30 protein-coding genes are annotated in these 25,596 nt (G+C 60.1%); 14 read left to right on the forward strand and 16 right to left on the reverse strand.

Annotated elements, in window-relative coordinates:
* Positions 1 to 56 precede the first annotated feature (56 nt).
* On the forward strand, positions 57 to 446 hold the full coding sequence (locus CKO27_RS04285) for a YchJ family protein (protein WP_200373645.1): 390 nt from the start codon (positions 57 to 59) through the stop codon (positions 444 to 446).
* A gap of 101 nt (positions 447 to 547) precedes the next feature.
* Here CKO27_RS04285 and CKO27_RS04290 read toward each other — a convergent pair whose 3' ends face one another.
* The 5 genes from CKO27_RS04290 to grxC form a co-directional block, all read right to left on the reverse strand.
* Complete coding sequence (locus CKO27_RS04290) at positions 548 to 2,584, reverse strand: TIGR03768 family metallophosphoesterase (protein ID WP_200373646.1); 2,037 nt, start codon at positions 2,582 to 2,584, stop codon at positions 548 to 550.
* A 309-nt stretch (positions 2,585 to 2,893) separates the two neighbouring features.
* Positions 2,894 to 3,751: an SDR family NAD(P)-dependent oxidoreductase gene (locus CKO27_RS04295; RefSeq protein ID WP_200373647.1), complete on the reverse strand. Its 858-nt coding sequence runs from the start codon at positions 3,749 to 3,751 to the stop codon at positions 2,894 to 2,896.
* 234 nt (positions 3,752 to 3,985) lie between these two features.
* Complete coding sequence (locus CKO27_RS04300) at positions 3,986 to 4,444, reverse strand: hypothetical protein (RefSeq protein WP_200373648.1); 459 nt, start codon at positions 4,442 to 4,444, stop codon at positions 3,986 to 3,988.
* A gap of 9 nt (positions 4,445 to 4,453) precedes the next feature.
* Entirely contained in the window at positions 4,454 to 4,861 is a 408-nt protein-coding gene (locus CKO27_RS04305; protein WP_200373649.1) for an RNA-binding S4 domain-containing protein, read from the reverse strand.
* The gene (grxC, locus tag CKO27_RS04310) at positions 4,858 to 5,112 is read right to left on the reverse strand and encodes a glutaredoxin 3 (protein WP_200373650.1); all 255 of its coding nucleotides are present in this window, start codon (positions 5,110 to 5,112) and stop codon (positions 4,858 to 4,860) included. Before grxC ends, CKO27_RS04305 begins: the two co-directional genes overlap by 4 nt.
* A gap of 177 nt (positions 5,113 to 5,289) precedes the next feature.
* Here grxC and pepN point away from each other — a divergent pair, with 177 nt between their 5' ends.
* Entirely contained in the window at positions 5,290 to 7,932 is a 2,643-nt protein-coding gene (gene pepN, locus CKO27_RS04315) for an aminopeptidase N (RefSeq protein ID WP_200373717.1), read from the forward strand.
* Positions 7,933 to 7,968: 36 nt separating this feature from the next.
* On the opposite strand, the gene CKO27_RS04320 is transcribed toward pepN, so the two are convergent.
* Positions 7,969 to 8,208, reverse strand: coding sequence for a TraR/DksA C4-type zinc finger protein (locus tag CKO27_RS04320; RefSeq protein ID WP_200373651.1), 240 nt, complete (start codon positions 8,206 to 8,208; stop codon positions 7,969 to 7,971).
* Positions 8,209 to 8,309: 101 nt separating this feature from the next.
* Here CKO27_RS04320 and lptF point away from each other — a divergent pair, with 101 nt between their 5' ends.
* Positions 8,310 to 9,434: an LPS export ABC transporter permease LptF gene (gene lptF / locus CKO27_RS04325; protein WP_200373652.1), complete on the forward strand. Its 1,125-nt coding sequence runs from the start codon at positions 8,310 to 8,312 to the stop codon at positions 9,432 to 9,434.
* Positions 9,435 to 9,701: 267 nt separating this feature from the next.
* Here the strand turns inward: lptF and CKO27_RS04330 are convergent, their stop codons facing one another.
* The 4 genes from CKO27_RS04330 to CKO27_RS04345 all read right to left on the reverse strand — a co-directional run bounded on the left by CKO27_RS04330 (position 9,702) and on the right by CKO27_RS04345 (position 11,821).
* Positions 9,702 to 9,905, reverse strand: coding sequence for a hypothetical protein (locus CKO27_RS04330; protein WP_200373653.1), 204 nt, complete (start codon positions 9,903 to 9,905; stop codon positions 9,702 to 9,704).
* 57 nt (positions 9,906 to 9,962) lie between these two features.
* The gene (locus tag CKO27_RS04335) at positions 9,963 to 10,262 is read right to left on the reverse strand and encodes a DUF4342 domain-containing protein (RefSeq protein WP_200373654.1); all 300 of its coding nucleotides are present in this window, start codon (positions 10,260 to 10,262) and stop codon (positions 9,963 to 9,965) included.
* A 103-nt stretch (positions 10,263 to 10,365) separates the two neighbouring features.
* Positions 10,366 to 11,352: a serine/threonine protein kinase gene (locus CKO27_RS04340; protein WP_200373655.1), complete on the reverse strand. Its 987-nt coding sequence runs from the start codon at positions 11,350 to 11,352 to the stop codon at positions 10,366 to 10,368.
* A gap of 124 nt (positions 11,353 to 11,476) precedes the next feature.
* Positions 11,477 to 11,821, reverse strand: coding sequence for a TusE/DsrC/DsvC family sulfur relay protein (locus CKO27_RS04345; RefSeq protein WP_200373656.1), 345 nt, complete (start codon positions 11,819 to 11,821; stop codon positions 11,477 to 11,479).
* Positions 11,822 to 12,095: 274 nt separating this feature from the next.
* On the opposite strand from CKO27_RS04345, the gene CKO27_RS04350 reads away from it, so the two are divergent.
* Complete coding sequence (locus tag CKO27_RS04350) at positions 12,096 to 13,064, forward strand: CHAD domain-containing protein (RefSeq protein WP_200373657.1); 969 nt, start codon at positions 12,096 to 12,098, stop codon at positions 13,062 to 13,064.
* Between the two features lie 28 nt (positions 13,065 to 13,092).
* Here the strand turns inward: CKO27_RS04350 and CKO27_RS04355 are convergent, their stop codons facing one another.
* Positions 13,093 to 14,592: a leucyl aminopeptidase gene (locus CKO27_RS04355; protein WP_200373658.1), complete on the reverse strand. Its 1,500-nt coding sequence runs from the start codon at positions 14,590 to 14,592 to the stop codon at positions 13,093 to 13,095.
* 112 nt (positions 14,593 to 14,704) lie between these two features.
* On the opposite strand from CKO27_RS04355, the gene lptG reads away from it, so the two are divergent.
* On the forward strand, positions 14,705 to 15,769 hold the full coding sequence (gene lptG / locus CKO27_RS04360) for an LPS export ABC transporter permease LptG (RefSeq protein ID WP_200373659.1): 1,065 nt from the start codon (positions 14,705 to 14,707) through the stop codon (positions 15,767 to 15,769).
* Positions 15,770 to 15,973: 204 nt separating this feature from the next.
* On the opposite strand, the gene CKO27_RS04365 is transcribed toward lptG, so the two are convergent.
* A complete protein-coding gene (locus CKO27_RS04365; protein WP_200373660.1) occupies positions 15,974 to 16,429 on the reverse strand; it encodes an RDD family protein in 456 nt (151 codons plus the stop codon).
* A 111-nt stretch (positions 16,430 to 16,540) separates the two neighbouring features.
* Between CKO27_RS04365 and CKO27_RS04370 the strand changes: the two genes are divergently transcribed.
* Both CKO27_RS04370 and CKO27_RS04375 read left to right on the forward strand, forming a co-directional pair.
* Positions 16,541 to 19,078, forward strand: coding sequence for a PAS domain-containing sensor histidine kinase (locus CKO27_RS04370; RefSeq protein WP_200373661.1), 2,538 nt, complete (start codon positions 16,541 to 16,543; stop codon positions 19,076 to 19,078).
* 1 nt (position 19,079) lies between these two features.
* Positions 19,080 to 19,691 (forward strand): response regulator transcription factor, encoded by a 612-nt coding sequence (locus CKO27_RS04375; protein ID WP_200373662.1) that lies wholly within the window; start codon positions 19,080 to 19,082, stop codon positions 19,689 to 19,691.
* A gap of 227 nt (positions 19,692 to 19,918) precedes the next feature.
* On the opposite strand, the gene CKO27_RS04380 is transcribed toward CKO27_RS04375, so the two are convergent.
* Entirely contained in the window at positions 19,919 to 20,188 is a 270-nt protein-coding gene (locus tag CKO27_RS04380; protein WP_200373663.1) for a FitA-like ribbon-helix-helix domain-containing protein, read from the reverse strand.
* Positions 20,189 to 20,376: 188 nt separating this feature from the next.
* Here CKO27_RS04380 and CKO27_RS04385 point away from each other — a divergent pair, with 188 nt between their 5' ends.
* Entirely contained in the window at positions 20,377 to 20,784 is a 408-nt protein-coding gene (locus CKO27_RS04385; protein WP_200373664.1) for a hypothetical protein, read from the forward strand.
* 229 nt (positions 20,785 to 21,013) lie between these two features.
* Here CKO27_RS04385 and CKO27_RS04390 read toward each other — a convergent pair whose 3' ends face one another.
* Positions 21,014 to 21,274 carry a hypothetical protein gene (locus tag CKO27_RS04390; RefSeq protein WP_200373665.1) on the reverse strand — a complete coding sequence of 87 codons (261 nt, stop codon included), beginning with the start codon at positions 21,272 to 21,274 and terminating at the stop codon, positions 21,014 to 21,016.
* Positions 21,275 to 21,603: 329 nt separating this feature from the next.
* On the opposite strand from CKO27_RS04390, the gene CKO27_RS04395 reads away from it, so the two are divergent.
* The 6 genes from CKO27_RS04395 (at position 21,604) to CKO27_RS04420 (ending at position 24,668) form a co-directional block, all read left to right on the forward strand.
* Entirely contained in the window at positions 21,604 to 22,347 is a 744-nt protein-coding gene (locus CKO27_RS04395; protein WP_200373666.1) for a hypothetical protein, read from the forward strand.
* Positions 22,348 to 22,504: 157 nt separating this feature from the next.
* Positions 22,505 to 22,672 carry a hypothetical protein gene (locus CKO27_RS04400; RefSeq protein WP_200373667.1) on the forward strand — a complete coding sequence of 56 codons (168 nt, stop codon included), beginning with the start codon at positions 22,505 to 22,507 and terminating at the stop codon, positions 22,670 to 22,672.
* A 190-nt stretch (positions 22,673 to 22,862) separates the two neighbouring features.
* On the forward strand, positions 22,863 to 23,033 hold the full coding sequence (locus CKO27_RS04405; protein WP_200373668.1) for a hypothetical protein: 171 nt from the start codon (positions 22,863 to 22,865) through the stop codon (positions 23,031 to 23,033).
* 163 nt (positions 23,034 to 23,196) lie between these two features.
* Positions 23,197 to 24,072, forward strand: a complete 876-nt coding sequence (locus CKO27_RS04410) for a hypothetical protein (RefSeq protein ID WP_200373669.1) — start codon at positions 23,197 to 23,199, stop codon at positions 24,070 to 24,072.
* 57 nt (positions 24,073 to 24,129) lie between these two features.
* Positions 24,130 to 24,351: a hypothetical protein gene (locus CKO27_RS04415; protein ID WP_200373670.1), complete on the forward strand. Its 222-nt coding sequence runs from the start codon at positions 24,130 to 24,132 to the stop codon at positions 24,349 to 24,351.
* A 65-nt stretch (positions 24,352 to 24,416) separates the two neighbouring features.
* Positions 24,417 to 24,668, forward strand: coding sequence for a hypothetical protein (locus CKO27_RS04420; RefSeq protein WP_200373671.1), 252 nt, complete (start codon positions 24,417 to 24,419; stop codon positions 24,666 to 24,668).
* Between the two features lie 232 nt (positions 24,669 to 24,900).
* On the opposite strand, the gene CKO27_RS04425 is transcribed toward CKO27_RS04420, so the two are convergent.
* Both CKO27_RS04425 and CKO27_RS04430 read right to left on the reverse strand, forming a co-directional pair.
* Entirely contained in the window at positions 24,901 to 25,224 is a 324-nt protein-coding gene (locus tag CKO27_RS04425; protein WP_200373672.1) for a PIN domain-containing protein, read from the reverse strand.
* Positions 25,224 to 25,457: a hypothetical protein gene (locus CKO27_RS04430; protein ID WP_200373673.1), complete on the reverse strand. Its 234-nt coding sequence runs from the start codon at positions 25,455 to 25,457 to the stop codon at positions 25,224 to 25,226. The genes CKO27_RS04425 and CKO27_RS04430 overlap by 1 nt, the downstream gene beginning before the upstream one ends.
* Between the last annotated feature and the right edge of the window lie 139 nt (positions 25,458 to 25,596).

The following is a 25,596-nucleotide window of genomic DNA, read 5'->3' on the forward strand; positions in this document are numbered from 1 at the left end:
GCAGAGCGAGAGCGATGCCCATCCTGTACGCTCCGAGGCTCAAGAGACAAAACGCCATGTCCAGTACAGACTGTCCCTGCGGCTCCGGCCGTTCCTATGCGGATTGCTGCGGTCCCTCCATCGCCGGGACCGTCCGGCCCGAGACCGCCCTGTCCCTGATGCGCTCGCGCTACACGGCCTTCGCCATGAATGACATCGACTATCTCCGGGCGACCTGGCATCCCGGTACCCGCCCGACGGATTTTGCCCCGGACGCCTCGACCAAGTGGATCGGGCTCAAGATCCTGGCGACGGATGCCGGAGGTCCGGGGGATAGCGAGGGGCGCGTCGAGTTCATCGCCCGATACAAGATTCAGGGCCGCGCCCATCGCCTCCACGAGCGTAGCCGTTTCGTGCGTGACGCTGGGCGCTGGTGCTACCTGGATGGCGATCCGAACCCGGTCTGAATCCGCCTGGCTGGCCACGCCAAAAGGGCCAGGCTTTATGCCCGCGCCAGTCGCAATCCGGTGGTCTCAACGGCTCACAGCTTCGGCTCTCTCGGGAGCTGTCAGGAATGCCTAAAGAGCCGTTTCAGTTCGTTGGCCATTCTTGGACTTAAAAGCTTCACCAACTCCGCATTGTATGAGGCATTGCACGGAACGCCTTTTGAACTCAGATCCGGGAATTTAATGCTTGGATCGGGTTTGTTGTTCTGCTCTCTGGATGGATCCATGCTGACAACCGATATGGGAGGTGCGCCTTCGGCAAGGCGCATGGAACGGTAATTGGGATTATTTACCGTAATATCGTTCTTGGTGATCTGCTGCACCGCGATCGCATACTCGCGCGATGTCGCGGCGGGCGTGCCGATTTGAACCGCTGGGTCGACGTTGGTTGTCACAATGGAGATGCTATAGTCTCTGTTGAGATAAATCTCGAACGTGCGAAATTGTTGAGGCCAGTCTCTTAATGATGATGTTTCAACCTGCCAGAAGCCTTTCCATGGCGCATTTTTCGGATCGGGAGAGACAAAGGCCTTGACGGTATTCATATGCCGATGTCCCGCCATCCACATCAGCAGATTCGGTGTGTTTTGAAGTGTCTTGATCAAAGTGGCGATGTCCACGGCGTTCTCCCAGGCGTCATAACCATCCACTTTCTCATCCCACCACTCCGTCTCCGAACCGATGGCCGATACCCCGATGGGGACATGGGCGGCGATGATCATTAACTGATTATTGTCCTGTCCCGCCTGAAGCTCGGCTTGAAGCCATTCCCATCGAAGCGCATCAAGATAACCATGCCCATGGATATCCTTGGAGCCGTCTTCTTCTGACTGGGTGTCGTCAAGCACAATCACCTTGAGTGGCACATCGTCTTTTGGCATGAAGCTATAACAGGCGAAGCCAGGGTCTCGGGCGGCATAGCTTGGGTCGATCAGCTTGAAACCGTATCCATCCGGACTCGCTTCCGATTTGATGAACTCATCCATCCACTCAACCCGAGATAGCGAGCGACGATCGGCGTTTGCAATAATGGCAGGCGCATCGTTCATGTCCGCGCCTACGCCCGCGCCAACAATCTCACCATACTGACTGGTGCCGTCTATTGTCCCCGTGTAATACGAAGGGTTGTTGTCGTTGGGTTTGAGGTTGTCGGAGTTGATTAATACCGGGAAGTTTGACATGTCGATCGGGTCTGGGGTCAACACATCGCCAACAGACCAGACCGTCGGCTGAATATAGGCATCGCGAATGGTGTCGCCCTTATCATTGATCTCGGTGTTAACCGGAAATGAACCGATGAAAAAATGATCGTGATTGCCTAGGGTTTGATAGAGCGGAATATTCGTATTGAGCCCGGCGGCCTGGTAAGGTTTTTGATAGTCAATGCTATCCACGCCCAAGCCGCTGGAGCTTGGGTGAATTTCCTTGCCTTCGATGACGTCGATATACCAACGTAACTCGTTGTACTGTGTGCTGTTGCAGGCATCCCCCAGCGAGATTCCAAAATCAAAGGGATTAGTTTGCCCGGTTTGGTCGGCTTGATTGTGCAGGGCATTGACCGTCTGAACGGCGGCATCGAGTACATGCGTGGTATACAGCATGACAGGCGAATAGATCGATGTATTGTTCCCGGCGTATGTTGGATTTTCCTGCTGGAAATAGATTAATTGATTTGGCGATTCCTTGTCGGTAATGTGAATATCCGTAATGGCGAAGAAGCGCAGGAGTTGCCGGCTGTGCTCGGACGCTTTTCGATAATAGCCGGGCATGAGGTCCAGCCTTTGTTGCATTGGCAACCCCGCCCCGTATGTCCAGAGTCCATACCCATGATTATAATATTCAGAAACCTTGGGCAGGTCTTCTTCGGTAAGGATATCTATGTTCATGGAAAACGACAGCATCCTCTGGCGCGTCGTTTGGACAACGGGATTAATCGGGTAAGTTGGTACAAGGGCCGGCTGATTCTCGGCACTGAAGACCAGCGAAGGAAAGGTGACGGTCGCGAGTGCTGTCCATGCCGAATGTATTAAGAAATTCCGCCGGGTTATTTCGAAACCATGAATGGCGCCAATGGATTTTCTAGAGTCGTTGTTTTTCATATGGGGTGCCATTTAAGTTTTCGGCCTGAAAATACAGGAATCAAAGTGATGAATTTACTCGCCTGCGGAGGGCGCAAGTTGGCGTGTTGAAGTGAAAAATCCCCATCGTGCTGATTTGGGTGATCGCAGATTAGCTGTTCAAGCGGCGGCTTTCTGCCAAGCACGGCACAGTTACTCAGTCGGATCCCGGGCTGGATCGAGGCTCGGAGGGTTGGCGGCTAACGCCGTTCGACCCGAGTTGACCGCGGAGTGACTCCCCGCAGGGCAAGGTCGGCCTGATTGGCAAGTTTCTTCGGCCCGTGAAGCGGTTCAGCCCCCGAGGCCCGTCAATTCTTCGCTAATGTCCCAGAGCCGCCGATTGGCGCGCGGATCCCGCGCCTGGGCCGGTGCGCGGATGGTCTTTCGATCCCCGAGATATTGTCCGCTGACAGCGGCCATGTCCTCTGCCAGGGCCGCATGGAGAACCCGTTGGGCGGCCTTCTCGGGTGCCGGGATCGCCCAGCCGAGCAGACGGGCGACGAGCTTCCAGAACAGCCCCTGGGCGCCGTCCGTTCCGCCGAGATTGGATCTGAAGACACCGGGGAAGACGCAATTGACGCTGACATCCTCGTCCGCGAGCCGGCGCGCCAGCTCGAAGGTGAAATGGAGGTTGCCGAGCTTGGACTGACCATAGGCCGCCATCATGCGGTAAGGCCGTCGCTCCCAGTTCAGGTCGGCGAAATCCATGGCGGTGTCCATGCGGGTTCCGACGTTGAGGATACGCGCGGGGGCGCTCTCCCTGAGTCGGTCGAGGAGCAGATGCGTGAGTAGAAAGGGCGCGAGATGGTTGATCGCCAGGGCGCGCTCGATCCCTTGAGGGCTTTCTCGCCGCTCGGCAAAGGCGGTTCCCGCGTTATTGATCAGCAGATGCAGGGCGTCGAAGTGCGCCAGCACGTCGCGCGCCAGCGCGCGGATCGCGGATTGATCGGCCAGGTCGGCGATGAAGAGATGCAGGTTCGGATTACCCGTGGCCCGACGGATGTCGGCGAGCGCCGCCTCGCCGCGCGCGCGGTCGCGCGCGACCAGTCCGACCCGCATTCCCCCGGCGGCGAGCGCTTGGGCGATGGCCAGGCCCAGGCCGGAGTTGGCGCCCGTGACCAGCGCTGTCTTGTCTGTTGAATGCGCCATCGTCCGCGACTCCTCGGGTTTCATGATTCGCCTTGGGTCAGGTGAGGTCCGGAAAACCTTCTCATCCTAGAAAGAGCCGTCAGCCGCCAGCGATCCGCCTCCAGCCGTGGTATGACTGAGGTTTTCGCTGCTTGCGGGCTTCGCCCAATGGGGAGCCTCGGCCGGTCTCGGTCAATAGCCAAGTGGCTGATTCCCAATAGCTGGCGGCTGACAGCTGACAGAGCCTTTTAGGTCTTATTGACGCCGATCGGTTCGTCGGCGTCCCCGGAAGGTCGCGATTTCGCGCAGGATCGCCGCGAAGGGCAGATCCTCCAGCGCGCCGAAGCGTGAGACGGCCTCCGAGACCGTGGCGTTGATGTCCTCGATGAAGCCGGGTACGGGCTCGTCCGGTGTCAGGCTCGCCTGGATGCCGCGCAGTCCGCCGACCTGGATCCGCATCGCCTTGGCGTGGGGCAGGGCGGCGCTGGCGTCGGTCGACTTGAGCGCGAAGCGGGCCTGTCGTCGCAAGAGATCCAGCAGTTCGAGGCAGGTCGACTGGGCGGCGGCCGAGCCGCACTGCACGCCCTCGCGCTCCGCGATGCAGAATTTGCGCGCCAGCGAGCAGCCAGCATTGTTGGTCAGGAGGCTCTTCTCATAGGGGCAGAACAGCTCGTTGACGGCGCGGTAGGTCTCGCGGAAGGCATCATTGTCCAAGCTGACCTCTCAGGCGTCGGAATCGCCGCGACCGGTGAAGCGCTGGATCTGGCGGCGGTCGCGTTTGGTGGGACGGCCGTCGGCTCCCGGCGCGGTGCCCATCTCGCGGATCTCGCGCAGCCGCTCCTGGCGTCGCAGGCGGCTGGCCTCCGCTTCCTCGTAGAGCCGGGCGGCCTCGCTGGCGGGGCGGCGCTGTTTGTCGATGGCCAGTACCTGGATCTCCCAGGTCAGTCCGCCCTTGTTGATCTCCAGGCGGCTGCCGGGACGCACCGATCGGCTCGGCTTGGCACGTTGGCCGTCGACCTGGACCTTGCCGCCGTTGATGGCCTCGATCGCCAGTTGCCGGGTCTTGAAGAAACGCGCGGCCCAGAGCCATTTGTCGACCCGGATCTCCGGCAAGGGGGCTTGTTCGTTCATCGTCCGAGCCGTCCGTCCAACTCGCCGCAACGGTCCAGCCGGGCCATGTCGTCGTAACCGCCGACGTGGAAGTCGTCGATGAAGATCTGTGGCACCGTGTGTCGCTGGCTGCGTCGCACCATGATCGCGCGTTGCTCGGGGTCGTGATCCACCGGGATCTCCTGGAAATCGACGCCCTTGCGTTTCAGCAGATTGCGCGCGCGCGAGCAGTAGGGGCAGATTCTGGTGGTGTAGATAGTGACCAGCGGCATCTTGTCATTCTGTCCTGAACCGTTAATCTGGCGTTCGAGCTTCGCCGTCAGGGCGGATCCCGTCAAGGTATCACTTGAAATGTCGCGCTCGCGGCCGAAAAACCAAGCCAACGCACCGTCTTTCTCGCCGCCTCCCGAGGGCGGTTGTTCCGCAACGACCTGGACCCTGGGTTTCTCATGTATCGCGACACGCCGCACCCCGTTCATCTCAAGGACTATCAGCCACCTGAATTCCTGATCGACCGGGTGGATCTGCGTTTCGAGCTCGATCCCGAGCGAACCCGGGTGGAGTCGCGGCTCGCGCTGCGCCGCAATCCGGCCGCGACCCGCGGCAATGGGGATCTGTGTCTGCATGGCGAACAGTTGGACCTGGAACAGGTCGCCATCAATGGCCATGTCCTGAGCGCGTCCGAGTATCGGCTGGATCCGCGGACCCTGACCCTGCATCGGGTGCCGGACCGTTTCACGCTCGAAACCCGCGTGCGCATCCACCCGAATCTCAACACCGCGCTCGAGGGGCTCTATCAATCGGGCGACATGCTCTGCACCCAGTGCGAGGCGGAAGGCTTTCGCCGCATCACCTATTTCCTGGATCGCCCGGATGTGATGGCGCGCTACGGCACCACCCTGATCGCCGACAAGAAGCGCTTCCCCGTGCTCCTGTCCAACGGGAACCAGGTCGAGCGGGAGGACCTCGCGGACGGCCGACATCTCGTCAAATGGGAAGACCCCTTCCCCAAGCCGAGCTATCTCTTCGCCCTGATCGCGGGCCACCTGAGCGCCATGGAAGACCGCTTCACCACGGCTTCGGGTCGCGAGATCGCGCTGCGGATCTTCGTCGAGCCGCACAATCTGGACAAATGCGAGCATGCCATGCGTTCGCTCAAGAAGGCGATGCGCTGGGACGAGGAGCGCTTCGGGCGCGAGTATGACCTGGACGTCTTCATGATCGTCGCGGTCAGCCATTTCAACATGGGGGCGATGGAGAACAAGGGACTCAACGTCTTCAACGACAAGTTCGTGCTGGCGCGTCCGGATACCGCGACCGATGTCGACTTCGACGGCATCGAAAGCGTCATCGCCCACGAGTATTTCCACAACTGGACCGGCAACCGCATCACCTGCCGCGACTGGTTCCAGTTGAGCCTGAAGGAAGGCTTCACCGTCTATCGCGACCAGGAGTTCTCGGCCGATGTCGGCTCGCGCGGGGTCAAGCGTATCAGCGACGCGCGGCTGCTGCGGGCGCACCAGTTCCCGGAGGACGCGGGTCCGCTGGCACATCCGGTACGTCCCGATTCCTATATCGAGATCAACAACTTCTACACCGCGACCGTCTATCAGAAGGGCGCCGAGGTGGTGCGGATGCAGGCCAACCTGCTGGGTCCGGAGTTGTTCCGCAAGGCGACCGATCTGTATTTCGAGCGTCACGACGGGCAGGCGGTCACGACCGACGACTTCGTGCGCCGCATGGAGGAGGCCAGTGGGCGCGATCTCGGACAGTTTCGGCGCTGGTACCGGCAGGCCGGCACGCCGGAGCTGCGCGTCCAGGCCGACTTCGATCCGGCGGCGGGGCGCTATACCCTGAGGATTCGCCAACTCACGCCGCCGACTCCGGGGCAGTCGCTCAAGGAGCCCTTCCACATTCCCCTGGCCATTGGGCTACTGGGATCGGATGGCGCGGATCTGCCTGTCTGGCTGGCCGGCGAGCCTCGGCCTCCGGCTCCCGGAACGCGCGTGCTGGAACTCAAGACGGTCGAGGAGTGTTTCGAACTCATCGGACTCGCGGCACGGCCGGTTCCCTCGCTGCTGCGCGGTTTTCCGGCACCGGTCAAGCTCCGCTTCGATTACGGCGACGAGGAGCTGCTGTTCCTCATGGCCCACGACAGCGACGGCTTCAATCGCTGGGATGCCGCCCAGACCCTGATGCAGCGTCTGCTGCTGGCGCTGGTGGCGGATCCCGCCGCCCGGATCCCGGATGTCTTCTTCGACGCCTTTGGCCGCGCCCTGCTCGACCCCGGCGGCGACAAGGCCCTGCTCGCCGAGGTCTTGAGCCTGCCGTCCGAGTCCTATCTGGGCGACCAGATGGAGGTGGTCGACGTGGATGGGATCCATCGCGCGCATAGGGCGCTGGGACAAGCGATCGGCGAGCGACTGAACGAGCCGCTGCTGGCGGTCTATTGCGCCAACGATGATTCGGATCCCTATGTCTTCACCCCCGAGGCGGTCGGCCGGCGCTCGCTCAAGAACCTCGCCCTGGGCTATCTGACGCAGGCCGGCGACGCCGGGGGGCGCGAACTCTGCCGGATCCAGTTCGCCGCGGCCCGGAACATGACGGACGTCATGGCGGCCTTGCGGCTATTGGTCGACCTGGATCCCGACCAGGGGCCGCGCGCCCTGGAGGATTTCCGCCGGCGCTGGTCGAGCGAGTCGCTGGTGATGGACAAGTGGTTCGCCGTTCAGGCGACCAGTCCGCGCGAGGACGCCCTGGAGCGGGTGATTGCGCTCATGGGGCATCCGGATTTTTCGCCGCGCAATCCCAACCGGGTTCGCAGCCTGATCGGGGCCTTCTGCAACGCCAATCAGGTCCGTTTTCACGCACCCGATGGGGCTGGCTACCGCTTCCTGGCCGATCGCGTGCTTGAGTTGGATCCGCTCAATCCACAGATCGCCGCGCGCCTGTTGAAGGCGATGATCCGCTGGCGGCGCTTCGACCCCGAGCGGCAGGCGCTGATGCGCGGCGAGATCAGGCGGGTGCTGGACAGCTCGGAGTTGTCGACGGATGTCTTCGAGGTCGCTTCCAAGGCGCTGGAGGCGGAGTAGGTCTGACACCAACACTCTGTCGGCGTCGCGGCTGGGCTAGGCGGCCGAGCGTCGAACGGGGTCTCGATGATGCTCCAACTTTTGCTGACAGACGGAGCAGCGCACCGCGTTGGGGACGTGCCGACGGCGGTTCTCCGGGATCGGCTCTCCGCAATCGACGCAGCAGCTACGGCCAAGCCCGTCATTCGCGCGTCTTTGAATCGCGGCGATCCGTATCTGTAGCTCGCGCTCCATGTGAGCCTGGGCCATGTCGAGTTCGTCGGCGCATTTTTCCATCGGATTCCTACCTTGAGTCGAGGTATGAACCCTAAGTATGTTCCCGCGAGATGATGCTGATGTGAGCGTCCGATGGCGGGTTCGTGACAAACGAGGCGAACATGCTGGGCATCCTCGATCGTTATATCCTGCGTGAAGTGACGAAGGTCTTTCTGGCGATCATTCTGGTGCTGGTGCTGATCGTCGCCAGTCTGATGTTCCTGCGCACCCTGGAGGAGGTGAATGTCGGCGGGCTTGGGGTGGATGTGGTCTTCCTTTATCTGCGCCTGCAACTCCTGCGGGACGCCTCTAGTCTGCTGCCCCCCGCCTTTTTCCTGGCCCTGCTGGTGACGCTCAGCCGGCTCTCCCGCGACAGCGAGCTGATCGCCATGAATGCCTGTGGCGTCGGGCCGCCGCGTCTCTATCTCATCTTCCTCCTGCTGGCCATCCCCGTCGCCCTGATCACTGGCTGGTTCGCCCTCGATCTCAAGCCGCGCGCGGCGGCCGGGATCCAGGAGATCCGTCTGCAACAGCAGGGACAGGCGGCCCAGATCGCCGGCTTGCAGCCCGGTCGTTTCTACGTCGAGGAGCAGGGGGAGGTAGTGGTCTACATCGGGGAGATCGATCGGCGCAAATCGCTTGAGAAGGTTTTCATCCTGGACCGGCGCGGCGGAACCACCCGGTTGGTGGTGAGCGACCGTGGGGCGCACCGCATCGAGGAGGTCACGGGCGACCATCTCGTCGCCCTGAATCGCGGCCATCGCTTCGATGGTCAGCCGGGCTCCGGGGCCTATCTCGTCGGTGATTTCGAGGAATACCTGATCCGGATTCCTGGGGCGGGTCCGGCCAAGCGGGCGAGCACCAAGCGGGCCACGACCCCGACGGCGGATCTGCTGCGTTCGCCAGAGCTCGGCGACCGGGTCGAACTGGAGCATCGCATCGCCGCCCCGCTAGCGATCTTCACCCTGGTCTTGCTGGCGATTCCGCTGGTCGATCCATCGCCGCGCCAACGGGCGTCCGGGCGCCTCTTGTTGGCTTTCCTGGCCTATTTCAGCTTTTTCAACCTGCAGCGACTCGCCGAAAGCTGGCTGGAGACCGGGGTAACGCCCTCCTGGCTGACCAGTTTCTGGTATCAATTCGCCATTCTGGCGTTCGTGCAACTGGTGCTGCTGCCCGAGAACGCCTGGATCAAGCGGCTAAGGGATTGGCGGCCGGGGTCGCGCGTGGCGAGAGCCGAGGGAGCCTGAGCCGGAAGCACCGGCTGGCTGGATCCTTCCGGGAAACCTTGTGCCCGTGATCCGTCCGGTCATCCAATTCCGGAGCTTTCGGTCGGGTACGGAGGTTCCCGGAAATCGCCTCGGGCGAGTGGCCGAGGCTGATCGGGCGTGCCCGTCCTGGATGCTCGGATGGTTCGGGATACTGGCGGAAGCTGGAGCAGGAACTGGAGGGGCGGGGTGGACGAGACGGCCCACCCGTGCCAGGTCGGGGTGCGGGGAAGGGGACCGGCGGTCGCCCTAGGCCTCGGTCGCGCCCTCGGCTTCAGCTTCGGCCTCGACGGGCTTGGCCTTCGGCGTGGGCATGGTGATCAGCTTCTCCTCGACCAGGATCGCATGCTTTTCGTCGCCGTTGATCCACTTCTTGTTCTTGCCCTTGACGGCATAGTGGCCGGAATTCTTCTGGTACAGGGTGTAATCGGCGGTTTTCTTGAGCTTCTGCATCGGATTTCTCGGGTGTGTTGCGTTCGGTTGAATGAATGGTTCGTGGTTGGTTTGGTGTCAGTCGTCGTCGAACCGACCGCCGCGCGGCGGCTGGTCGCGTTCGATCTCGATCCTGAATTGGGTCACGAGCGCGGCGATCGCGGCGATCGCCACCAGCATCGGCGTGAGCAGCGTCAGCACGGCGGCGACGGCGACACCCGCGGTCAGCGGGATGTCGACGAGAACCCGGCCGCTCGGCCGACGCACGATGAGCCGGCGGAGATTGCCCTGATCAAGCAGATCCTTGGCCCTGTCGAGCAGTGTCGAACCGCCGAGTCCGATCTCGTCGGGCGGACGGCGTCCATCGCGGTTTCTCATGGCTACCTCGCTTCGCCCAAAAGGATCCGGGCCGGATAGAATCGCGCATTTTACCCTGTTTAGGCGCGCGGCGTGAATCCGGATTCATGGATGATTCAGAGCGTTAGGCGGACCAGAGCGGTCCTTCCTCCATGGCCGCGATCTGCTCGCGGAGCTGAAGGATGTGGTTCTGCCAGTAGTGCTGGGTGCCGAACCAGGTGAAGGCGGCGGGAAACGCCGGATCCTCCCAGCGGCGCGCCAGCCAGGCGGCGTGATGGATGATGCGCAGGGTGCGCAGTGCCTCGATCAGGTGCAACTCGCGGTGATCCAGCTCGTGGAAATCCTCGTAGCCGGCCAGGATGTCGGCAAGCTGGCGGCTCATCTCGTCGCGCTCGCCCGAAAGCAGCAGCCAGAGATCCTGGATGGCGGGGCCCATGCGGGCATCGTCGAAATCGACGAAGTGCGGCCCGGCATCGGTCCAGAGCAGGTTGCCGAGGTGACAGTCACCATGCAGTCGGATCAGGCCGATGGTTCCGGCGCGGGCGTAAGCGTCCCGCACGCCTTGCAGGGCCTGGTCGACGACACTAGTGTAGGCGGGCAGCAGATCGGTCGGGATCCAGTCGTGGGCGAGCAGGTCATCGCGCGGTTCGGTCCCGAAGCTGGCGATGTCGAGGGTTGGTCGATGCGCGAAAGGCGTCACCGCGCCGATGGCATGGATACGGCCGATGAAACGTCCGATCCATTCGAGTACGCCAGGGTGGTCCAGCTCGGGCGCGCGACCGCCCCGGCGCGGCGAGAGTGAAAAACGATAACCGCCATGTTCGTGCAGGGTGCGGCCGTCGACGATGGCGGGCGGGACGGCTGGGATCTCGTGCTCGGCCAGCGTCAGGGTGAAGCCGTGCTCCTCCAGGATGGCCGCGTCGCTCCAGCGTCCCGGACGGTAGAACTTGACGATGACGGGTTGGGCGTCCTCGATGCCGACCTGATAGACCCGGTTCTCGTAGCTGTTGAGCGCGAGCAGGCGTCCATCGGTCAGGAGGCCCGTGCTCTCCACGGCATCCAGTACCAGGTCGGGGCCGAGGTCGGAATAGGGTGTTGGATTCGTTGTCATGGCCGGATTCTATAGACCCCGGTCCATTTGCTCCACTCGACGGGGCCTCGGTCGCGGCGCGTGCCTGTTCGCCGGCTTTTGAGCCAGGGGCGAGCCAGCCGGTCCGCTGGCTCGCCGGGTCCGTTCAGATCATGTAACTGAGGGCTTCCTCGCCCGGATGTGGAAGTCCGGCGATGCGCCAGGCTTCGCGGCAGGAGCCGAACATCCGCCGCACCGCGTCACGTTCCATGCCGTGGGTGCGGCAGATCTGCGAGACCGGGGGCAGGGCGCCGTAGGTCAGGCGATGCTCGCGCAGGTAGTAGATGACCGCCCAATGATCGGGCGTCAATGGCCATACGCCGTCCATCTTGGCGATGAAGCGGGCCATGCCCCGGTTCCAGAGTTCGGGATCGACCAGGAATCCGGCTTCATCGAGCGGAAGGTGGCGCTTGGCGGCGGTTGTCGGCTGTTGGCCGTGGGACTGAATCATGACTCCATCGCTCCTTGTGCGTGGTTGAGGCGCCAAATCGATCTATGTCCGCATGAATTTAATTAATCATAGTCGACAAATCCAGTTGGAATAGTCGGATCCTCAAGCGGGTGGTCCCGAGGAGGCTTGGCCGGGCCCGCTCCACATCGTCATCAAAGGTTCATGATCCGATGATCCGGGAGGGTGTTAGGCTGGCTTTCCCTGAGAACGAGTGGGTGATTCGCGATGCGGTATCCGATTTCGGACAGGTCGATGGCTGGGGAGATCAAGCGCCATGTCCAGATCGCTGGATGATCCATTGGATCCAAACGATCGCGCCGAGTCCGTGATCAAGCGGATTCTGCTCGGGCTGGTCGAGGTACTGGAGGCCAATGTCGCGGGCGCCCGTTCGGGCAGGGATAGCGAATGCCTGCACGATCTGCGGGTCGCGACCCGTCGCACCCGTTCGGCGCTGGGTCAGATCAAGGACCTATGGCCCGCCGAGCGGGTGCTCGCGTACCAGGAGCGCTTCACCTGGCTCCAGCGGGTCACGGGGCCGATGCGCGATCTCGACGTCTATCTGCTGGCGTTCGACGGGTATCGAGAGAGCCTGCCCGACTCGCTCCGACCCCGGTTGGAGCCGTTGCGTGACTTTCTGATCTCCAGCCAGGAGCGGGAGCGGCTGGTTCTGGCCGAGACGCTGGACTCATCCGAGTTTCAATCGCTCATGCGCGATTGGCGGGCCTTCTTGACGGCACCGGCCTCCACCGACCCGGTTGCGGCGAACGCCGGGCGCCCCATCAAGGCCGTGGCCGACGAGCGCATCCGTCGTCTGGTTAAACGGGTGCGGCGCGAAGGGAGGGCGATCGACCGCGACTCACCCCCGACCCAGTTGCACGAGCTTCGCAAGAGTTGCAAGAAGCTGCGCTATCTGATCGAGTTCTTCGGGAGTCTCCATCCGCAAGAGGAGATCCGAGCGATTCTCAAGCCGCTCAAGCGATTGCTGGATCAGTTGGGCGCTTATCAGGATCTGGCCGTCCAGGCGGCGCATCTTGAGGAAATCGCCGAACGCATGGGCGCCGAATCCAAGGCGAGTGTCGGAACCCTGCTCGCGATGGGGGCGCTGATCGCGGATCTGCTGGCCCGTCGGCAGGCGGCGCGGGATCGCTTCGCCGAGTCCTTCGCCGCGTTCGACGAGTCCGCGCATTGGCGGCGTTACAAGGCGCTGTTCTGGCCATCGGCCCGCGACGATGGGGCGGCGTGACCGCTTCGGTCACGCCACGACCACGTCGCTATTCGGTCGCTCCGCTGCGATCGAGCAACCACTGAGTGAGTAGCGCGACCGGACGACCGGTGCCGCCCTTCTCCTTACCGCCGAGCCAGGCGATGCCGGCGATGTCCAGATGCGCCCAGCGGTACTTCTTGGTGAAGCGCGACAGGAAGCAGGCGGCGGTGATGGCACCGCCCTCGCGTCCGCCGACGTTGGCCATGTCCGCGAAGTTGCTGTCGAGCTGGGACTGATAGTCGTCCCATAGGGGCAGGCGCCAGGCGCGGTCGCCGGCGGCCTCGCCGGCCTTGAGGATCTCCTCGGCGAGCCCGTCGTCGGCGCTGAAGAGTCCGGCGGGATGCTTGCCGAGCGCCACCACGCAGGCGCCCGTGAGGGTGGCCAGGTCGATCACCGCGGCGGGCTCGAAACGCTCGCAGTAGGTCAGGGCATCGCAGAGGATGAGACGGCCCTCGGCGTCCGTGTTGAGGATTTCGATGGTCTGGCCGGACAGACTGGTGACGATGTCGCCCGGCTTGTTGGCCGCTCCGTCGGGCAGGTTTTCCGAGGCGGGCACGATACCGATCAGGTGAATGGGCAGCCCCAGCTCGCAGGCCGCGCGCATGGTGCCCAGGACGCTCGCGCCGCCGCACATGTCGTACTTCATCTCGTCCATCTCGGCGGCGGGCTTGAGCGAGATGCCGCCGGCGTCGAAGGTGAGCCCCTTGCCGACCAGGACCAGCGGCTTGGTGTCGGACTTGGTGCCCCGGTAGTGCATGACTATCAGCTTGGCGGGTTGGCGGCTGCCATGCGAGACCGAGAGCAGGGCGCCCATGCCAAGCTCCGCCATCCGATCCTCTTCCAGCACCTCGACCTTGAGGGCCTTGTAAGTTTCCCCGAGCCGGCGCGCCTGATCGGCCAGATAGCTCGGCGTGCAGACATTGCCCGGCAGGTTGCCCAGCTCCTTGGCCAGTCGGATGCCATCGGCCATGGCGCGGCCGTGGCGGACGGCCCGTTCGGCGGGCGCGGTCTCCGGCTTCGTGTCGACCCAGAGGGTGAGACGCTTGAGCGGTGTCTTGGGTGCCTGCTTGTCCTCCTTGGTCGCACTGTAGCGATAGAGCTTGTCATCGATGGTGACGACCGCGTCGCGCACACCGGCGTAGACATCCATTCCCTCCGGGCGCGATTCGGGTAGCGCGAGCGTGGCCTCCCCGGCACCGCTCTGCTGGAGCACGACGGCGATGGCGGCGAGCGCCTTGCGATAGTTGGCGCGCGTGAACTCCTTCTTCTTGCCGCATCCGACGAGCAGAACCCGCTCGGCGGCCAGTCCGGGGAGGTCGTAGAGCATCAGGGTCCGACCCGCGTCGCCCTCCAGGTCGCCCATCTTGAGCCGTTCCGTCAAGCGTCCGCCGGTGACCTTGTCCATGGCCTCGGCCGGTCCGGTGAGCTTGCGTTTTTCAAAGATTCCGAGCACCAGACAGGGGGTCTTGTGGGCGGCGAGGTCACCGGTCTTGATCTTGAATTCCATCGGGGGCTCCTGGCGATCGGTCTAAAGAGTCGAAACCAGCGCGCTCTGGCTGGCTCCATCCAATGTTAGGATGAATCCTTCGAAGTCTACCCAAGGACAGTCCCTGGTCGTAGTGAGAATCCTCGATCGTTATCTCGCCTGGGCGGTGATGAGCGGCACCCTGCTGACGCTGGGTGGGCTGCTGCCGCTGATGGGCGTCTTCATCCTGTCCGACGAGATCGACGCCATCGGCGTCGAGCGTTATGGGTTGGCCGAGGCCCTGCTGTTCATGCTGCTGAGCCTGCCGCGCTATCTCTATCAGATCTTTCCCATCGCGACCCTGATCGGGGCACTGATCGGTCTCGGCGCGCTGGCCAGCCGCTCGGAGCTGGTGGCCATGCGCGCCGCGGGTCTCTCGGTCGCCCAGATCGTGCGCGCGGGTCTGATCGGCGGACTGCTGCTCGCCCTGCTCGCGGTCATCCTGGGCGAGCTGGTCGCTCCAATCGCGGAACAGCGCGCCGTCGAATTGAGGCGCCAAGCGCTCTCGGGCGAGGTCGCGCAACGCACGCCCTACGGATTCTGGGCGATCGACGACGGTTCCTATGTGAATATCCGCGAGATCCGATCCGGGACCAGTCTCCGCGATATTTCCATGTATCGGCTCGACACCGCCAACGGCTCGCTGGTGGCCAGTCATGCCGAGGGCGCGCGCTACCGTGACGGACGCTGGGTGCTGGAGGGGATCGCCCGCAGCCGGGTGGACGCCACTGGCGTCAAGGTCGAACAGATCGAGCAGGCGGAGTGGGGGTCGATGCTCGACCCTGGCCTGCTCAGGATCGTGGTCGCGGATCCGCATGCACTCCCGGTGTGGGGGCTGTACAAATACATCCGCTTCATGTCGATCAACAAGCAGGACGCGGGGCCCTACGAGGTCGCCTTCTGGGGCAAGGTGCTCCATCCGGTGCTGACCCTGTCGATGATCCTGATCGCGATTCCCCTGCTGCTGGGATCCTCGCGCAGCACCGGGATGGGGCGGAGGATGCTGGTCGGCGTACTGGTCGGGATCCTCTATTACATGGTCAGCCGGACCTTCGCCTATCTGGCGCTACTCTTTGGCATGAGTCCGTTCCTCGCGGCCGTCGCGCCGCCGGCCCTGTTCATCGGCGCCGCCCTGCTCCTGCTGAGACGCCTGGGATAGGGGCCGAGGCGGGCGACTGGGGACCGCGATCGACGCCAGTGGTCCACCGCTGGACCCCTTGCGATCGCGCGCCTAAAGGTGGCCTGGTAACGCTTCAAAACAACGGAACAGTCCGTCCTCTAGCCCCTCTCCCCAGCGGGGAGAGGGGTTGGGGAGAGGGGAGAAGGCCGAGCCAATCCGTATCCTTTGTTCTTGCACCGTTCCCTAGGCGTTCTTCGCCAGCATCACCAGGCGGGTATTGGATTTCCGGTCGTGCCAGGCGAGCCCCTCGCGGTTGAAGAGGCTCCACCAGAGACCGAGGCCGGCCGGAACCAGGCTCACGATCGACCAGACGAAACGCTTGATCGCGGTGCCGAGGCCGACCGATCCACCGTCGTTTCCGACCACCCGCAGGCGCCAGGCCCGCATCCCGAGCGTCTGTCCGCCGTGGGTCCAGAAGTAGACATAGAAGGCTCCGATGACGCCCAGCAGATAGAGACGCATGAGCGTCAGGGGCAGGAAGCTGTCATAAATCGGATGCCCGGTCAGAATCTCATAAGGTATGACGATGATGGCGTTGGCGAACATCAGAACGGCCACCAGCAGGACGAGATCGTACAGGAAGGCGCCGAGCCGCCGGAGGATCGATGGTTTCTTGGCTTGCGATACGTCGAGTTGCATGTTTTTCAATGTCGAGTCTGTGTTGAATGAATATGGCTTCGCGACGAAGCCGCCACTGTGATTCGGATGACTATTAAAACACTTATCTTCCGGCTTTTGCGACGGATCCCCATGCCCTGGATCGCGATCGTCATCGGTCTGGTCGCGGGTTTCGCCATCTGGAGCCTCCTGGATATGATCCAGAGCCGTCAGGTCGACAAAATCTTCAGCCAGGAACTTCAGGTCCAACTCGACCTGCGGGCGCGCGAAAGTCTGATCCGCTTCGACCGCTATGTCTCCAGCTATGGGGCGACGACCCGCCTGCTCGCCAATTACCGCCGGCTCTCCGAGTATCTGGAGCCGCTGTTCTGGGCCGAGGACGAGGCGGCGGCCCCGGTCGTCTACAAGGATTTCCGCCCGCTCTGGCTGCCCGATTTCTTCGAGCGGGATGCCCTCACGCCCCCCAGTCACGTTCTGCTGACCGATCCGCGCGGCCAGGTGCGCGAGATCTTCCAGGCCGGCGCGGAGCCGGTGCCGGTGGAGATCGCGACCCAGGTGCCGACGCGATTCCTGGCCGAGCGCGAGGTCCGGACCGTGACCGGGCGGATCGGCGAGCGGCTCTATCTGCTCGCGAGCGACGCGGCCGAGGACGCGGGCGGCTATCACATGGGCTATCTGGTGGTGCTGGTCCCCGTCGATGCCGCCTTTCTGGCCGCCTCGCAACGCGGACTCGACGTCGGACGCGCGGCCGTGGCGCTGGTCGACAGCGACGATCAACGGATCCTGGCCAGTCTCGACGCGGACGCCATCGAGCCGGACAGCCTGCTGGGCGATTGGAACGACACCTATGTCATCACCTCGCAGTCGCTTCCCGAGTACGAGGGGTCGGACTCCAATCTGCTGTTCGCGACCTTCGTTCCCCATGCGAGCGTGGAGAAGATGTCGCGCCATGTGCGCATCTTCGAGCGGCGCCAGCGTTTCTTCGCGGCGGCGGTGTTCGTGGTCGTGTTCACGGCGGTCATCTATCTCGTCTCCTCGCGGCTGAACAAGGTTCTCAAGCGCATGACCCGGTTCTCCCAGCGGGCGCTCGGGATCCCCGAGCCGGGCTTCCATCGCGCCGGCAATCAACTGGTGCTGCTGGAGGATTGGATCCAGCATTTCACCCACCTGGTGCTGACCGCCCGCGAGGAGATGAGCCAGCGGCATCAGGCCGCGCTGCGCGAGAGCGAGGCGCTCAAGGCGGCGATGATGGAGGCGTCGCTGGATGCCATCGTCACCCTGGACCACAGCGGGCGCGTCATCGAATACAATCCGGCGGCGGAACGGCTGTTCGGCCTGGGGCGGCCCTTCGCGATCGGCTCCATCTTCACCGAACGCTTCCTGCCCGATGTCGCCCGCGCGGCCTTCAAGCGTCTGCTCGATCGCTCCCGGCATCTGCATCGCGAGCCACTGGGACGGGGCGAGCTGATCGCGCTGCGCGCCGACGGATCCGAGGTTCCAGTGGAGATCTCCATTGCCCCCATCGATCGCGTCGACGAACGTTTCTTCACCCTTTATATCCATAACATCAGCAGTCGCAAGCGCGCGGAACAGGAGATCAAGAGCCTCGCCCGTTTCGCCAGCGAGAGTCCGAACCCCATCCTGCGCGTCACGGCGGCCGGCCTCATCGTCTACGCCAACAACGCCAGCCGCCCGTTGCTGCGGGCCTGGGGGGCCGAGTCGGGGGAAAGCCTGCCGGAGGAGTGGGGCGCGACGGTCGCGAGTGCCCTGGAGATCGGCCAGCCGCTGGAGCGTGAACTCGATGTCTTCGGGCAGCTTTACTCCCTCTTGTTCGCGCCGATCCGCGACCTCGGCTACGTGAACATCTACGCGCGCGACATCACGGCGGTGCGCCGGGCCGAGCAGGAGTCCCGCCAGCACCAGGCCGAGCTGGTTCATGTCTGCCGCCTGAGCACCATGGGCGAGGTCGCGACCGGGATGGCGCACGAGCTGAATCAGCCGCTCTCGGCCATCGTCAACTATGCCAACGGCTGCACGCGCCGCCTGCAAAGCGGGCTCGGGCAGACCGACGAGCTGATCGGCGCGATGAACCAGATCACCGCCCAGGCCAAGCGCGCCAGCGAGATCATCAAGCGGCTGCGCGCCCTGGTCGGCAAGCAGCCGCCCACCCGGGCGCCGGCGGATCTGAATCATCTGGTGCGCGAGGTCTGCTCCTTCCTGGAGTTCGAGACGAGCCGGATCGGGGTTCAGATCGAGCTGGACCTGGACCCGAACGAGATTCCGGTGTGCGTCGATCTGGTCCAGGTCGAGCAGGTGCTGCTCAACCTGGTCGGCAACGCGCTCGACGCCCTGGAGGAACGTCCGGAGGACGGGCGCCATCTGCGCCTGCGTACCACCATGGACAGCGAACGGGCGCATGTCGCCGTCGAGGATAGCGGACCGGGCATCTCGCCGGAGCGCATCCAGGGACTCTTCGATCCCTTCGTGACCACCAAGGACAGCGGCATGGGCATGGGTCTGGCGATCAGTCAGACCATCGTCGAAAATCACGAGGGACGTATCTGGGCCGAGTCCAGTCTTGGACAAGGCTCGACCTTTCACATGAGCCTGCCGCTCTCCGCGATCCCGAGGGAGACCGAGCAGGCTCGCATCGAATCGCTGGAAACCTAGGATGACCCCTGACGCAACCGTTTTTGTCGTGGACGATGACCAGGCCATGCGCACCTCGCTGCAATGGCTGATCGAATCCACGGGTATGTCGGTCAAGACATACGACTCCGCCGACGCCTTTCTGGCCAACTATTACCCCGGACGGGCCGGCTGTCTCCTGCTCGATGTACGCATGCCCGGCATGTCCGGGCTGGAACTCCAGGCTTACATGGCGCGCGAGGGCTTTCGATTGCCGGTGATCCTGATCACCGGTCATGGCGACGTCGCCATGGCGGTGCGGGCCATGAAGGCCGGCGCCCTGGACTTCATCGAAAAGCCCTTCCACGACGAGGATCTGCTGCGCAGCATCCGCCAGGCGCTGGAATACGATCAGAAGACGCGGGCCAGCCGTTCCACCAAGGCCGAGATCGCCATGCGGCTCGCCGAGTTGACCCCGCGCGAGCATGAGGTCATGGACATGGTCACCGACGGCAAATCCAACAAGGAAATCGCCGCCGCGCTCGGAGTCAGCGCCAAGACCGTCGAGGCCCACCGCGCGCGGGTGATGGAGAAGATGCGCGCCGAATCGCTCGCGGAACTGGTGCGCATGGCCCTGATCGCCGGGCAGGATTAATCCCGATACCGTTCAATGGGGCGCGGGGTCCGGGTGCGACCAAAAGTGAGGCGTACCGGCCATCATCGGTTGGGGTGAACGGGAGTGAGCCCCAACAGGCTTTTTCTCCGGCGATGGAGCCTTGAACGAATTCGGCCAAGCGCCGGGCGTACTGTTCGGCCTCGGGTTCGTCCAGCAAGAGACAGATCAGCGACGAGGTGTCGATCACCATGCGCGTTGTCGCGGGTTCACGCGGGCCAACCGTTGGCGTCATAGCCGATGATCTCATCCGCGCTACGCGGATCCTGTTCAGGTGCCGTTGCGCACCGGCGGCTAATGCGCAGCATCGCCGCGCGCCGTTCCTCACGGGTCGGTGTGGCAGGCGTCACGGGGCCATCAAGCAGGGTTTCCAACAACACCATCACCTCGCGGTCAATGGAGCGATGGTGCTGTCTCGCCTGCTGCTGCAAGCGTTGATGCAGGGGTTCCGGGACATCGCGCAGGGTGATCGTGGGCATGGCTGTTGGTCTCAAGCGTTGGCGGTGAAGGATTCGGGATTCGGGTAGGTCTCCCATGGCAGATTGCAGCTCTTAACCCTCATGTGCTCACTTGAAAAGAAGCAAATTCAGTCGTTTAAACGAAAACCCGAGTGCAAGATGTTGTGTTCTGCAAGCGGCTGACACACAAGACAACGGAGTGAATCGCGATGGACGCGGAAGCTGTCCATGGCTACGACGAGGATCGCCATGTGGTCGAGATCGGTAACCTGCGCGTGCTGGTGACCGAGCAAGCGGGCGAATGGTTCGCGCAGGGGATCGAAATCGACTATGCCGCGAGCGGTTGGTCATTGGAAGAGGCGCAACGGCACTTTGAGCGCGGGCTATCGGCCACGGTCGATTTGCACTTGCGGCAATTCGATTCGATCGAACGGCTGTTGAAGTTTGCGCCCGAGAGCGTCTGGAGCCAACTCAAAGCGCCCCAGGCATTCGATTTCAGTCTGATGACAGTCCATGATCTCTCCACGTTGGGAAGCGGCATGCAACGTCTGCCCTTCGATCGCATCGCCTACCTCCCCGAGCCGAGAGTCCACCAGGCGCTTACCGCCCAAGGATGACCCGCACGGCGACATTGAAGGTCGCTTACCGCTAGAAGATGTTCTAACCGTGCTGCGGCGCCATGACGTGAGCGTCACGACCGAACCCGCCCCGGATGGACCCTCTGCTGTAAGCTCGTTTCCGACGAGGTAGCGGAGGTTCAGTTTCTCCCCGATTCGGTGGGCGGGGTGATGTCAAGTATCTTGCCCGCAAGTTCGACATCGAGATCGTGGAGTTCCACTACTTCCGTCAGCTTGACGCCCAGCGCGAACAGCCGCCGTTGCATTGATCCGCCTTTTCATGATGGGCTGGTTCTCCAAAAAATAAATGCGTCCCCTTTTCGCGCGTCCCCTTTTCGCGGATCCGTCCCCTTTTCGCGCGGTTGAGCCGCTCGCGCGCCTCTTTGAGGTCCGCGAACAAGCGCTTGGACAACTCACGCAAAGCCGTGCCGGGCAGTCCATGGAGACGCGCCTCGTCGAGTTGGCGAAGATCGTGATCGGTCAGGCGCATCGCGTCGTATCGTCACGATGCTGTCGCCAAGACACGAAACGGCAGGCGATAATGGGGATAAACGGCTACTGCATATCACGTTTTGCTTCAACCACTATTCCCATAAGTCATATTTCGGGTATACACTCCTGATGCGGCGCGCGGCATCAAAACGTGGCCCGCAGATGGATAGCCTGCTGGCCGTTGAAATTCCGGAGGGTTGGCTTGAAGAGCGGTTCGAAGAGTACGAGGAAAAATTTACAACTCTCTGCCCTGCGTGGGTCAATCAGGATCAATCATCCTAAATTGCGTACTTCAGAAAACAAAAAACAGAGAAAGAGGAAATACCAATGAGCGAGACTTGCTTTAATACCCTTTATGTCAAAGGCGATAGCGAGAGTGCATCTAAATTTTTTGATCTTATAAACGAGATTTCAGATATTGGTAATTATTTTCTGGATTTAGAGAAAGCACTCGAAGAGACTGAAGCTGATTTAGATTTGCCATGCTCTTCACAAAGGCCGTGGACTAATACGTTTTCTATAGATGTCGAGGATAAAAAAATTTCATGGGAAGCAAGCAGTTACCCATCGATACTTGCTGTATATCAACTCTCGAAAAATTTTCCAGACTTAGATTTTATTCTAGACTTTGATAATACTGAAGAAGAGTTAGTGGGGTATTTCAACATACGCAATGGCGATATCTTGGATCGTCGCCTTGTAGATTTTGATGATGCTTGCCAAACATTATTATCAAATTACGGAAATGAAATAATGTCTTTAAAAAAAGGAGAGAAAATAGAAGTTGGCATCGGAATGGTTGATATTGAATGCACCGATGAAGAGGATGCGGAAATTGAGATAATCAAAAGATTTGACATTGTCTTCCAATGTGATTTGTCTCCCAAAATTATTGTTCATGTTCCAAAGGATTACGAGCATATTTCTCTTGATATGGATTTCATGAATAATGAATGGGCATGGGATGATATTGAATATTCTGATGATGATGGTAACGAAGCCGTATGTGATAACTCATGCCATAAAGAAATGTGCGTCCATTCGGAAAAGCCATTTCCTCACTATAAATGAATGGACCATCGCCTAGAAGGCGATGGTATCGAGTAACGGCTAAAGCCGGCGATTTCGGCTCAAGCCGAGGCGGTCCCCGCTGAAGCAGGCTCAAGGCGAAGGGGACTCCCCATCCGGGGATGGCCTCCCCTTCGATGGGGCAAGCGGAAGCCTGACGATGGCGGCGGTGAACCCTCCTCAGTCGCTTGAACAGGCTGTCACCCATGTCTCGGCGAGCGCTGAAGTCGCGACGTTGTCGCGTTTGCGCCGCTTCGAGAAAGCACGAACTAAGCCGTCGAGCTTTTTTCATGTTGAAGCCGCAAAAAATGCTCAAGCTTCCGCCTAAAGGCGGGGGTTTTACCCCTCCCCATTGGAGACAATAAGCAACAGAAAAAATCTGGAGCCTTGCCGGGAGTTTGGGAACGAACCAACCCTGTACGCGGTGCGCAGACTCGCCGGACTTGGGTTCTCGGTCGTTGATGTTCAATGCTGCCACGCCTAGATGAATTGCAGCCATAATTTGAAGGAGATTGGTTATGCCATCAGTAAATGTAAAAATTAAATATTCCTCTACAGGGGGCACTCCAAATGCGACAACGACTACTTCAGTTCAAGTAAGCTCAAAGACGCCAACAGAATCAGAGGTTTCTGCTGCAATAAAGAAAAAGAATCCTAAATGGAATTTCATCATTCTTGAAATAAAGTAGTTGCCTAACAACTTGACTTTTCAAGCGGGATTAAGCGGTTAAAGGCCGGACCCTGTTGGCATAGCAGAACTTATTCTGTAATGCCGTGCCACAGGCTCTCGGTCCAGTTTTTTTCGGCTCAATTTTACATTGAATGTTGAGCGCAGAATTAAGGAAGAGTCACATGAAACTCGAAGCAGTTAGCATCAAGCAATGCATCACACTCAACGAAAAATGGGTGCAAGATCAAATTGCTGAAGACCCACCCATACTCGGGTTAGGAGACTTAATTTTAAAAGATAAGGAACGCATTCAACAGCATGCCGGGCGTTTAGACCTGCTTCTACAAGATCCGGAAACCTTGAAGCGATATGAGGTTGAAATCCAGCTTGGCGCAACTGATGAGAGCCACATTATTAGAACAATAGAGTATTGGGATATTGAGCGCAAGCGGTATCCACAGTATGAACATGCCGCAGTAATAATTGCTGAAAATATAACCTCGCGATTTTTGAATGTCATTCAGCTATTTAATGGCACTATACCGTTAATTGCTATAAAGATCACCGCATACAAGGTTGGTAACGAATATGCCTTGACATTCGTCAAGGTATTAGACGAAATGAGCCTTGGGTTGGTAGATGAGGATGAGCCGATTTCAGAACCTACTGACAGGGCGTTTTGGGAAACCAAGCGAGGAACCACTAAGACATTGCAGTTAACGGATTCATTATTAGCCCTTGTAAAAAAAGTCGAACCAAGGGCAGCTTTGAAATACAACAAACATTATATTGGTATCGAAGTAAATGGAATTGCTCGTAATTTTGTGACTTTTATGCCGCGAAAAGCTCATGTTATTATGACAATAAAGCTACCAAAAACAGATGAAACCGATTCGCTTTTAGATGAAGTTGCGTTGCAAAAATTAAACTATGAAAATCAGTGGCGCCAATATCGGATCAAGCTTGACTTGCTTGCCAATGCCGACGATGAAAAGCAAAAAGAAGCGATATTAAATCTAGTCAAAGAAGCAAACGAAAACTTCGGTGGCAGCTTCTAAAAATAGACTCCAATTCCAAAATCACACCCCGAATAGATATGAGAAATTGAGTATTCGATGAGTGAAAAATTAGTCATTACTCTTGACGAAGATATAACTAAAAAATACTTGGCGGAAGCGGCCAAAAAAACCCAAGCTGAAATTAACGCAGATTGCTTGCCTTCCGGAGCTAGTCTACGTATTGATATATGCTCACCTTTTGGAAATTTATTGTATTTAAATGTTAATGGAGAATGGGAAGAAATCGGTGAGGTTGTAGTAGACTTAAAAGCAATTTAACCAGTCGTCAATCTGCTCGCTTGATTTTATAGGTAAAAGCAGATTAAAAATAAAGGCAAAAAGATATGGATAATCAAAAACAAACGTGGTCAGATAACCTTAAAAAGCAAACACGCGAGATAATTGATGCTCATGGAACGGATTCTGTTTTACCTGACCTCAAGTTGCATATGAAAAATATTAGTTCTCGTTACGGCTATATCGAAATCGAAAATTTACTTAAGGGGGTCGTAAAGGTGGTTGACAAAGAAACAGGTTGTGAAGTTCTTTTCAAAAACACTGATGACTTGATCAGCGCCGGATGGGTCATCGACTAGCCAAGTATATTCGTTTAATTCGTTTTCGGTGATTTAACGTAAATATAATATATTGTTTTTAAAGTTATTTTTAAAATTAAAAATCTCAACTAAGCTATTAATCGAGTATAGGATAGGTAGAGCTGCCACGCTATGAATCCGAAGTTTGGTACGGACGCCGACTGGCCGTGAAACCCATCGACCATTGCTCCAAAGCTTGACGAAAACGCCCTCGCGAAAACGGGGGCGTTTTTTATTGCGCGGTTCTGATGCCTTGGTACGGGGTTCGATGGGTTTCGCTTCGCTCTACCCATCCTACGATACTGAATCGTGGATGGTTGGCGCGGTTGGTGACTGCGGTTACAGGCCGGTCGCTCAAGTCCGCCTGGGCCTCGTCCGGTTTCTTCCTGGCCAGCACCGCCGCGACCTCGGCGATGAAGTGTGGCGGCTGATGGAATTCAGCCAACCCATCCCGATTGGCGCGGAGCAGGGCGACGGCGGCATCGACATCCGCTTCATCCGGTGCCGACTGAAAGAACCATTTGATGGCGACGCTGGCATCCACCACGTAGCGCATCAGGGGCGGCCGTCCTCGCGGGCACAACGAAGCTCTTCCTCGGTTAAACGCGGTGCGTGCTGACGGCGCTCCAGAATCCGATCGATCGCCTCGACGTGCCGCTGGCGGCGCTGGGCGCGCTCCACCGCCTCGCGCATCAGCTCGGCGATGATGGCGCTCTTGTTTTGGTCCTTGAAGGTCTCGTTGAAGGACTGCTTGATCGCTTCCGGGACGCTGAAATTGACGGTAGCCATGGACGCCTTGTCGCGCGGGAATGTTGATGATTTCAACAAAAGCCTAGGCGGATCGAAAGCCGGTGTAAACCAGTCGTTGAGTCCCTGGGAGAATTCGCCCGTGGTCGGATCGGCGTTACCGCCGGCCCAGGACGTAACC

The organism is Thiocystis violacea, assembly GCF_016583575.1.
In the GTDB taxonomy this organism is placed as follows: domain Bacteria; phylum Pseudomonadota; class Gammaproteobacteria; order Chromatiales; family Chromatiaceae; genus Thiocystis; species Thiocystis violacea.